The organism is Azospirillum sp. TSO22-1 (assembly GCF_003116015.1).
In the GTDB taxonomy this organism is placed as follows: Bacteria; Pseudomonadota; Alphaproteobacteria; order Azospirillales; family Azospirillaceae; genus Azospirillum.
In genome coordinates this window covers 1-8,078 of record NZ_LGQZ01000122.1, presented here as the reverse complement: position 1 = coordinate 8,078, position 8,078 = coordinate 1, and the positions used below count along the sequence as shown (strand labels likewise).

The 8,078-nt window shown below is 70.5% G+C and carries 10 protein-coding genes; all 10 read right to left on the bottom strand.

Going from position 1 to position 8,078, the window contains the following annotated elements; all coding sequences use genetic code 11:
• Nucleotides 1-105 precede the first annotated feature (105 nt).
• The 10 genes from TSO221_RS27435 to TSO221_RS27390 all read right to left on the bottom strand — a co-directional run bounded on the left by TSO221_RS27435 (nucleotide 106) and on the right by TSO221_RS27390 (nucleotide 7,973).
• Nucleotides 106-633, bottom strand: a complete 528-nt coding sequence (locus TSO221_RS27435) for a TlpA disulfide reductase family protein (RefSeq protein ID WP_158284229.1) — start codon at nucleotides 631-633, stop codon at nucleotides 106-108.
• Nucleotides 634-638: 5 nt separating this feature from the next.
• Nucleotides 639-1,541, bottom strand: coding sequence for a 1,4-dihydroxy-2-naphthoate polyprenyltransferase (locus tag TSO221_RS27430; protein ID WP_109121693.1), 903 nt, complete (start codon nucleotides 1,539-1,541; stop codon nucleotides 639-641).
• The gene (locus TSO221_RS27425) at nucleotides 1,538-2,017 is read right to left on the bottom strand and encodes a type II toxin-antitoxin system RatA family toxin (protein WP_247878298.1); all 480 of its coding nucleotides are present in this window, start codon (nucleotides 2,015-2,017) and stop codon (nucleotides 1,538-1,540) included. The genes TSO221_RS27430 and TSO221_RS27425 overlap by 4 nt, the downstream gene beginning before the upstream one ends.
• Complete coding sequence (locus TSO221_RS27420) at nucleotides 2,014-2,841, bottom strand: ABC transporter permease subunit (protein WP_109121692.1); 828 nt, start codon at nucleotides 2,839-2,841, stop codon at nucleotides 2,014-2,016. Before TSO221_RS27420 ends, TSO221_RS27425 begins: the two co-directional genes overlap by 4 nt.
• Nucleotides 2,838-3,323, bottom strand: a complete 486-nt coding sequence (locus TSO221_RS27415) for a protein NosL (protein ID WP_109121691.1) — start codon at nucleotides 3,321-3,323, stop codon at nucleotides 2,838-2,840. Before TSO221_RS27415 ends, TSO221_RS27420 begins: the two co-directional genes overlap by 4 nt.
• Nucleotides 3,320-4,174, bottom strand: a complete 855-nt coding sequence (locus tag TSO221_RS27410) for an ABC transporter ATP-binding protein (RefSeq protein ID WP_109121690.1) — start codon at nucleotides 4,172-4,174, stop codon at nucleotides 3,320-3,322. Before TSO221_RS27410 ends, TSO221_RS27415 begins: the two co-directional genes overlap by 4 nt.
• 97 nt (nucleotides 4,175-4,271) lie before the next feature.
• Complete coding sequence (locus TSO221_RS27405; protein WP_109121689.1) at nucleotides 4,272-5,249, bottom strand: NapH/MauN family ferredoxin-type protein; 978 nt, start codon at nucleotides 5,247-5,249, stop codon at nucleotides 4,272-4,274.
• The gene (locus tag TSO221_RS27400; RefSeq protein WP_109121688.1) at nucleotides 5,246-5,995 is read right to left on the bottom strand and encodes a 4Fe-4S dicluster domain-containing protein; all 750 of its coding nucleotides are present in this window, start codon (nucleotides 5,993-5,995) and stop codon (nucleotides 5,246-5,248) included. The genes TSO221_RS27405 and TSO221_RS27400 overlap by 4 nt, the downstream gene beginning before the upstream one ends.
• 10 nt (nucleotides 5,996-6,005) lie before the next feature.
• On the bottom strand, nucleotides 6,006-7,262 hold the full coding sequence (nosD, locus tag TSO221_RS27395; protein ID WP_109121687.1) for a nitrous oxide reductase family maturation protein NosD: 1,257 nt from the start codon (nucleotides 7,260-7,262) through the stop codon (nucleotides 6,006-6,008).
• A gap of 12 nt (nucleotides 7,263-7,274) precedes the next feature.
• Nucleotides 7,275-7,973: a hypothetical protein gene (locus tag TSO221_RS27390; RefSeq protein ID WP_109121686.1), complete on the bottom strand. Its 699-nt coding sequence runs from the start codon at nucleotides 7,971-7,973 to the stop codon at nucleotides 7,275-7,277.
• Between the last annotated feature and the right edge of the window lie 105 nt (nucleotides 7,974-8,078).

Below are 8,078 nucleotides of genomic sequence, written 5' to 3'. Positions count from 1 at the left end.
CAACGAGCGCCGAAGGCGATCGTAGGCGGAGCGCGGTCGCCCGACTTGCGGGCGACCGGTGGTTGGGTGGGGGCGACGGCCTGCCCGAGAATTCGCTGCCCCCACCTAACCTCCCCCGCCGGAGGCGGGGGAGGGACTGGCCAGGGCTTTGCTCAGCAACTCCTCCGCCTGCAGCCCGCCCCACTCCAGCGGGCCGACGACGCGGGCCACTTCGCGGCCCTGGCGGTCGAGGATCAGCGTGGTCGGCAGCGCCTGGGCGCCCAGCACGCTGGTCAGCGTGCGGTCCTCGTCGAGGAAGGCCGGCAGGTTGGTGACTCCGGTGTCGGCGTAGAACTTCTGCACCGCCGGCCAGCCCTTGCGGTCCAGCGAGATCGGCACGACCTGCACGCCCTCCGCCCCGCGCCGCGCCTGCAGCTTGTCGAGGTTCGGGAACTCGGCGCGGCAGGGCAGGCACCACGTCGCCCACAGGTCGAGCACCACCGCCTTGCCGCGGAACTCCTCCAGCCCGTGTCGGCTGCCGTCCGGGGCGTGGATGCTGATCGAGGGCAGCTCGACGGGCGTGTCGTGCACGGTGACGCTCGCCTTCGGCCCGGCCAGCGCCGGTCCCGCGACCAGGAGCAGGATGGCGAGCAAGGCCCTCACAGCAATACGCCCAGCGCCAGCAGCGCGCCGAACACCGCCTGCAGCTTGGCGGTCTTGGCCAGGAAGCCGTTGAGGCCGCGGCCCGGCGGCTCGGCTTTGAATCCGCAGATGGTGTGCAGCGTCGGCGGTACGGCGCCCAGCGCCAGCCACACCCCGGTGTCCGGCAGCAGCGCCGCCAGCGGGATCAGCAGCGCGAACGGCGCCAGCACGAACGCCGCGTAGATCGCCGTCGCCGCCTTCGGCCCGGCGGCGATGGCCAGCGTGCGGCGGCCGGCGCGGGCGTCGGACTCGCGGTCGCGGTGGTTGTTGACGTGCAGCACCGCCACCGCCGGCAGCCCGATGGCCGCTCCGGCCAGCAGCGCCGGCCACGACACCGATCCGGCTTGCAGCCACGCGGTGCCGCACACCGCGGCGACGCCGAAGAACAGGAAGACGAACACCTCGCCCAGCGGCGTGTAGGCGATCGGCAGCGGCCCGCCGGTGTAGGCCCACCCGGCCAGGATCGACAAGGCGCCCAGCAGCAGGATCGGCCAGCCGCCCTCCGCCACCAGGAACAGCCCGATCAGCGCGGCGAGGCCGAAGCAGATCCATGCGCCGTGGCGGACCTGGGCGGCGCTGGCCCAGCCCTCGGCGGTGACGCGCGGCGGGCCGACGCGGCCGGCGGTGTCCAGCCCGCGCTCGCCGTCGGCGGCGTCGTTGTAGAGGTTGGTGCCGGCCTGGATCAGCACGGCGCCGAGCAGCGTCGCCAGCGCCACCAGCGGGTGGAACAGCCGGGCGTCGGCCCAGGCAAAGGCGAGGCCGACCACCACCGGCACCACGGCGATGGTCAGCGTGCGCGGCCGCACGGCCTGGACCCACAGCGAGAGCCCGGAGGGGCGGGCGAGGGTGGCGACGGTCATGGCGTGTCCTCCGGGGGCCCAGCGTACAGGCGGCGGGCGCGCTCTTCAAAGGCTCTTACGATGCGCGGCTCGGCCGCGGGCAGGCCGGTGCGGGCCAGCGCGGCGAGCAGGGCCGAGCGGAACTCCACCGTCACCTCGGCATCCACGCGGCAGCCGGCGCCCTCCGGCGTGAAGCTCCAGCGCAGCGCGAAGCGCCGCCACGGGCCATCCTGCGACACGATCTCCAGCCATTCCGGCGCCGCGAAGCGCGCGGTGGACCGGAAACGCGAACGCAGCGGGCCGAAGCCGAACACGTTGTCCACCAGCCAGGAACCGTCGGCGCGCCGCTCCAGGACGCGCGCCGCCACGCAGCCGGGCATGAAGGCCGGGTAACCCTCGATGTCCGCCACCATCGCGAAGAGCTGCTCCGCCGTGAAGGCGGGGAAGTCCATGCGCCAGTGACGGCGCAGCGCCGGCTCCGCGGTCTCCAGGGTCACGGCAGGTCGCCGCGGCGGAACAGCAGGAAGCCGAGACCGGCGGTGGCGGTGCCGAGCGCCGCCGGGTAGACCAGCGCCCAGACGATGTAGCCGGTGATGCCGAAGTTATCGAGGATCACGTACGCGGCCGAGCCGAGCAGCACCAGCTGCGGGTCGAACAGCAGCATCGACGCCGTGCGGAACACCTGCAGCGGGTTGGCGAGCGCCACCGCCAGCACCGCGTCGGGCGGCAGGCTGCTGCGCAGCAGCACGCCCAGCAACACGAGGTCGAGGAAGCAGATCAGCACCAGCCAGACGATGAACGCCGCGGTCTGCGCCACGTCCGACGAGCGCGCCAGCACCGAGATCAGGAAGCCGATCCCCAGGAAGCACCAGGTCAGCGACAGCAGCAGCGCCACGTCCACCACCAGATGCCACCAGGGCACCGCCACGCCCATCGCCGCGCCGTAGGCAATGGCGCCCAGCAGCGCCAGCACCACCGGCACGAACACCACGGCGAAGCGCCCGAGCATCCGCCCCCAGTACCACGCGCCCAAGGGCACCGGCAGCGAGAGCATGTACTCGAACACCCCCGCCTCGCGGTCGCCGGCCACCGAGCGCACGGTGGTGATCAGGATGAACACTGGAAGGATCGCCATGGCGAGCTGGATGTAGGTGACCAGCAGCCGGCTCAGCCCCGTGAAGCCCATGACGCGCGACTCGGTCAGGCCGAACACCAGCAGGCCAACGACGATGCCGCCGAACACCAGGCTGTACAGCAGGAACCAGCGGGCGCGGGTCGATTCCGCGATGTCCAGGCGGACGGCGGAGAGGAAGGCGGTCATCGCGTCTCTCCCGCTTCGGCGGTGGTGGTCGTGGGAGCGCACTCGGTGCGCTTCAGCGCGGCGGCCTTCATGGCGTCGAACGGCACGGTGTCGGCGCCGTTCGGCACCGCGGCGAAGCCGTAGCCCATCGGGGTGGGAAGGCCCTGGCGGTAAGCGGCCTGCCGGGCGTCCAGCCACGTGGCGCCGTCCTGGTGGCTCATCGCCCAGAACTTCGCCGCGGGCTCGGCGGCCCAGGCGTTGCGCTGCGTGAAGTTCACCGCGCAGCCGACGTCGTCGAACTTGAACAGCTTGTTGTTCGGCCCGCCGCGGATCTCGGCGGCGTAGCGCAGCTCCGAGACGATCATGCCGCAGAAGTCGCAGGCGTCGCGGCCGAGCTTGATCGGGCCTGGCCCTTCCTCGCTGCCGCAGCCGGCCGGCAGCCACGCCAGCGCGACGCCGGCGGCGGAGAGCTTCAGGACATCACGCCGTGGCAGGGGGCTCATACGCGGGGCTCCTCCAGGTTGACGGCGGTGATCAGGCCGGAATAGCGCGACAGCGTGCCGAGGAAGCGCAGCCGGTCGGGGCCGGGCACCTCGCCCTCCCACACCAGCCCGGTGTCGGCATCCCGGAAGCCCCACTCGTGCATGGCGCGGGCGAAGGCGTCCTCGCGCCGCGAGACGGCGAGGCGGCAGGCCAGCACCGCGGCGCGGTCCAGCGCGTCGGCCACGGTGTCGTCCAGGGCGACCCGGCCGCCGTCCAGCTCGATCACGCGGTCGACCAGCGGCGCCACCTCGTCCAGGCGGTGGCTGGTGATCAGCATGGTGGTCCTGGGCATCTCGGCGAGCAGCGCGAACAGCGCCTTGCGGGCCGGCGGGTCGAGGTTGGCGGCCGGCTCGTCCATGATCAGCAGGCCGACGTCGCGGCCCAGCGCGATGGAGATCAGCAGCTTCTGCTTCATGCCGCCCGACAGCTTGACGAAGGGGCGGTTGCGGATCGGCTCCAGCGTCAGGCCGAGTCGGCCGGCGACAATCTCGAACCGCTTCGGGTCGGCGCCGGTGACCTGCGCGGTGAAGCGCAGCAGTTCGCCCACCGGCATCTTCAGCGGCGGCGGCATCTGCGGCACGAAGCCGACTCCCTTCAGCACCTCGGCGCGCTGCGCGCGCGGGCTGCGGTCGTCGATCAGGACGGAGCCGTCATGGGCGTACTCGCCCAGCAGGCAGCGGATCAGCGTGGTCTTGCCGGCGCCGTTGGAGCCGATCAGCGCGACGCGCGAGCCCGTCGCGATCTCCAGCGACAATGCGTCGAGGACGCGCGCGCCCTTGAAGACCTTGGTCAGGTTCTCGATGCGGATCATCGACGGTGGTGTCCTTCCCTGCGTTCCAGGGATATTGGAAGGCGGGCGGGGTCGGGGCGCCTTGATGAACGTCAAGTCAGGCGCGGGAGAGGCTGCGTCACAGCAGCTTCCCCAACCCCTTGATGTCGAACTTCAGCGCGCCGGTGGGGCAGACCTCGACGCACATGCCGCAGCGGGTGCAGTCGGCGCCGATCTCCTGCTTCACGTCCTCGTTCCAGCCGAACTTCGTCATCGACAGCACGTGCGGCACCATGCAAACGCGGCGGCACTCCCCCTCGTGCAGGCAGGCCTCGGCGTTGTAGCGCACGTGCACCGGCGATACCGCGCCGACCACGCCGTAGGTCATGCCGATCGGGCACATGTAACGGCACCAGAAGCGGCGCGAGTAGAACACCTCCACCGCCAGCAGCACCGCCACCCACAGGACCGCCAGCGAGATGCCGTAGGTGAAGGCGCGGCTGAGGATGCCCACCGGGTTGATCGTCTCGAACACCGTGTAGCCGGTGACCACCGCCAGCGCGGCGAACACCACGTACAGCACCGTGCGGGTGCCGCGGTGCAGCTGATGGTCCTTCGCCCAGCCCCTGGCGGCCAGCTTCAGGTGCAGCATCTCCCCCAGCTCGCCCAGCAGATGGTACGGGCAGACCCACGAGCAGAAGCTGCGCCCGCCGAACAGCCACCAGACGATCAGCACGGTGGACGTGCCGATCACCAGGTTGATGACGACCTCCTTGTAGGCCAGCATCACCTGCAGCGCCGAGTTCAGGTCGGCCATGTGGAAGCCGACGAAGCGCGACGCGGTCAGCGCCCCTTCCACCACCTGGATGTCGAACTGGTAGGACAGCACGAACAGCAGGTTGACCAGCACGATGGAGATCCAGCGGCGGATCCGCCAGCGGTTGCCGGGCTTGAAGTGGGTCTTCTCTTCCTTGATGAACTGCTTGCGCTTCTTGACCTGTTCCGGCTCGCGCTTGAACTGGAACAGCGCCTTGGCGGCGTCGGTCTGCTGGGCGGGCGTGGGCTTGGCCGGCTCGCGGCCGAACATCACGGCGAAGCTGTCGAGGAGACGGCTCATTTCGGGGCGCTCCCGCCCAGGCGGGCGTCGATGACGAGGACGGCGGGCTCGGTCGGGCAGATCATCTCGCACATGCCGCAGCCGACGCAGCTCGGGTGGATCACCGGCGTGCGGCGCTTGTCGTTGGGATCGGAACTCATGGGTTCCAGCGTGATGGCGCCCTTCACCGGACACTCGCGCACGCACAGGTCGCACAGCGGCAGGTCGTAGGGATGATCGGCGACCGGGATCGGTTTCCAGCGATCCACCTCGGCGTAGCGGTGCACCCCCTCGTAATCCTCGCCGCGCGCCTGCCCCTTGAAGCCCAGGCCCTGGCGGGCGAGGCAGGCGTCCGGCTTGTCGACCCGGGCGAGGCCCATGCGCACCTCCTCCGGCTTGCTGGGCTTGTGGCTCAGCGCGCCGGTGGGGCAGGCGAGGATGCATTGCAGCGCGTCGCAGGAGAAGTCGCAGGCCTGCTCGCGGGCGGCGATGTAGGGCGTGCCGATGCCGAAGCCCTCGTCGATGTCGGCGAGCACGATGGCCTCGACCGGGCAGACCTGCACGCACTGCCCGCACTTGATGCAGGCGGCGAGGAAGTCGCGCTCGACGATGGCGCCGGGCGGGCGCAGGCGGCTTTCGGCGAGCGCCGCCAGCGGCAGGAAGCCGCCGAGCGCGGCGCCGGCCACGGCGGTGCCGAGCAGCGCGCTGCGCAGGAACTCCCGCCGGTCGGACTTCTCTTCACCCAGGAACTGGGCAATCGCGGACATGGGGGTCTCCTCAGGAAGCCGGGCGCGTGGCCACCGGCCGCAGCGACGGCGTGGCGTCGCGCAGCACCAGCTTCGGTGTGTTGAACGGCGCCAGCCGTTCCATGAAATCCAGCAGCTCCAGCATGGGCGAGGCGCGGAAGAACTGGGCGTCGCGCACGTCCATCCACAGCCGGTCGGCGTAGGCGTAGACCTCGTACGGGCTGTCGCCCGTGCCGTCACGGTTGCGGTCGAAGCCTTCGTAGCCGTCCCAGTGGTTGCCGGCCCACTCGTGACGCAGCGCGCTGCCGCCGCCCTGCACGGCGACCGTGCCGAAGTTGCCGACGAAGTCGTTGCGGCGCACCTGCACGCCTTCCCAGTCGTTGTGGAACATCATCGCCATGCCGTTGTAGGCGATGCGGTTGCCCTCCACGACGACGGGGTGGTCGGGGTCGTGCGGCGACAGGTCGGTGTAGATGCCCGTGGCGTTGGACAGGATGTCGTTGTCGACGACGGTGATTCCGCTCGACTCCTTCATCCCGATGCCGGTGCCCGACGGGCCCTGGGTGTGGACGATGCGGTTGTGCCGGATCTCCACGCCCTCGGAATACATCAGGAAGACGCCAACGGTGTTGCCCTCGAACACGTTGTTCCGCGCCACGTTCTCCTTGGCGAACATGAAGTGGAAGCCATAGCGGCCGCCGATCAGCCGGTTGCCGGTCAGCGTGTTGTTCTTCGAGTACCAGATGACGGTGTCGCGGGCGTTCTCGACAATGTTGTCCTGGACGGTGTTCTCCATGCTGTACCACAGCCGGATGCCGTCGCCGCGCAGGCCGATCTCCTCGGACCGGGGGCGGATGGTGTTGCGGCGGATGACGTTGTTGTCGGCCTTGTGCAGGTCGATGCCGATCAGGCAGTCCTCGATCCGGTTGTCCTTGAGGATGTTGTAGCGCCCGCGCACCTGCACCGCGGCGTCCAGCGTGTCGTGCAGCATGCCGGAGTTGACGATGCGCAGCCCCGCCAGCGTGGCGCCGTTGGTCGCCACCGTCACCACCGTCCCCTGGCCGCCGCCGTCGATGGTGGCCTTGCCACCGCCCTCGATGGTGATCGGCCGCTCCAGGCGGACCGGGCCGGCGTAGACGCCGGGGTCCAGCCGCAGCGTGTCGGCGATGGGCGTCGCGTCGATCAGCGGCTGGAGCGGCACCGGCTGCGCCAGGGCCGGGGCGGCGCACAGCGCCGCGGGGGCCAGGGCGGCGCACAGCGCCGCGAGGACGGTCAGGAACCTCGGCATGGGCGTGCGGGCCTAGCGGCGGCCCGCCTCCTCGGACAGCTGCTTGCGGCGGATCAGCGTCGCCAGGATCAGCACGACCGCCGCCGCCAGCATCAGCGCGAAGCCGTAGTGCGGGTAGGAGAAGGTGGAGAACTGCGCGACCTTGCCCTCGCCGAACACGGTGGGCATGAAGGGCTTGACCGTGAAGGCGCCCCACGGGCTGAGATGGTGGCCGAACCACCACAGCCAGAACGAATAGTCGGCGACGAAGGCCGCCGGCACGATGATGCCGCCGATCGGCAGCAGCCACCAGAACGGCCCGCGGTAGAACAGGAAGGCCAGCAGCATCACGCCGACCAGACCGAAGGCGTACGGCGCGGCGGCCAGCTCGAAGCGGGCGCCGTTCTCGATCGGCTCCATGCCGATGTAGTGGTTGATGGTGTTCATCTCGTGGACGCAGTCGAGCGCTTCGTCCTCGACCACTTCCTTGTTCTTGCGCAGTTCGCAGCCGTTCTTCACGCCGTCGACGTGGAAGTGGATGCGCACGCCGTCCGGGAAGGTCTCCGGCGGGTAGTTCGGCGCCTTCAGCGACACCCACCAGACCGGCGAGATGTACGCCGCGGCGAGCAGGACCATGGCCACCAGCGTCAGCGCGCGGAACACCAGGACACGGCGGGCCTGGAGCCCGGTATCGGACGCGGCGGCGGCGGCTTGGTAGGTGGTGGTGCTCATGGGAAGCGTCCTTGTATCGCGGGGTATTGCCCCCACCCCTGACCCCTCCCCCGCTTCGCAGGGGAGGGGGAGAGAGGCACCCTCCCCTGCGAAGCGGGGGAGGGA

What these genes read in the sequence shown, in the direction of transcription:
- TSO221_RS27400 (WP_109121688.1), bottom strand. Translation starts at nt 5,995, where the DNA reads ATGTCCGCGATTGCCCAGTTCCTGGGTGAAGAGAAGTCCGACCGGCGG.
- TSO221_RS27390 (WP_109121686.1), bottom strand. Translation starts at nt 7,973, where the DNA reads ATGAGCACCACCACCTACCAAGCCGCCGCCGCCGCGTCCGATACCGGG.
- TSO221_RS27405 (WP_109121689.1), bottom strand. Translation starts at nt 5,249, where the DNA reads ATGAGCCGTCTCCTCGACAGCTTCGCCGTGATGTTCGGCCGCGAGCCG.
- TSO221_RS27410 (WP_109121690.1), bottom strand. Translation starts at nt 4,174, where the DNA reads ATGATCCGCATCGAGAACCTGACCAAGGTCTTCAAGGGCGCGCGCGTC.
- TSO221_RS27430 (WP_109121693.1), bottom strand. Translation starts at nt 1,541, where the DNA reads ATGACCGTCGCCACCCTCGCCCGCCCCTCCGGGCTCTCGCTGTGGGTC.
- TSO221_RS27420 (WP_109121692.1), bottom strand. Translation starts at nt 2,841, where the DNA reads ATGACCGCCTTCCTCTCCGCCGTCCGCCTGGACATCGCGGAATCGACC.
- nosD (WP_109121687.1), bottom strand. Translation starts at nt 7,262, where the DNA reads ATGCCGAGGTTCCTGACCGTCCTCGCGGCGCTGTGCGCCGCCCTGGCC.
- TSO221_RS27415 (WP_109121691.1), bottom strand. Translation starts at nt 3,323, where the DNA reads ATGAGCCCCCTGCCACGGCGTGATGTCCTGAAGCTCTCCGCCGCCGGC.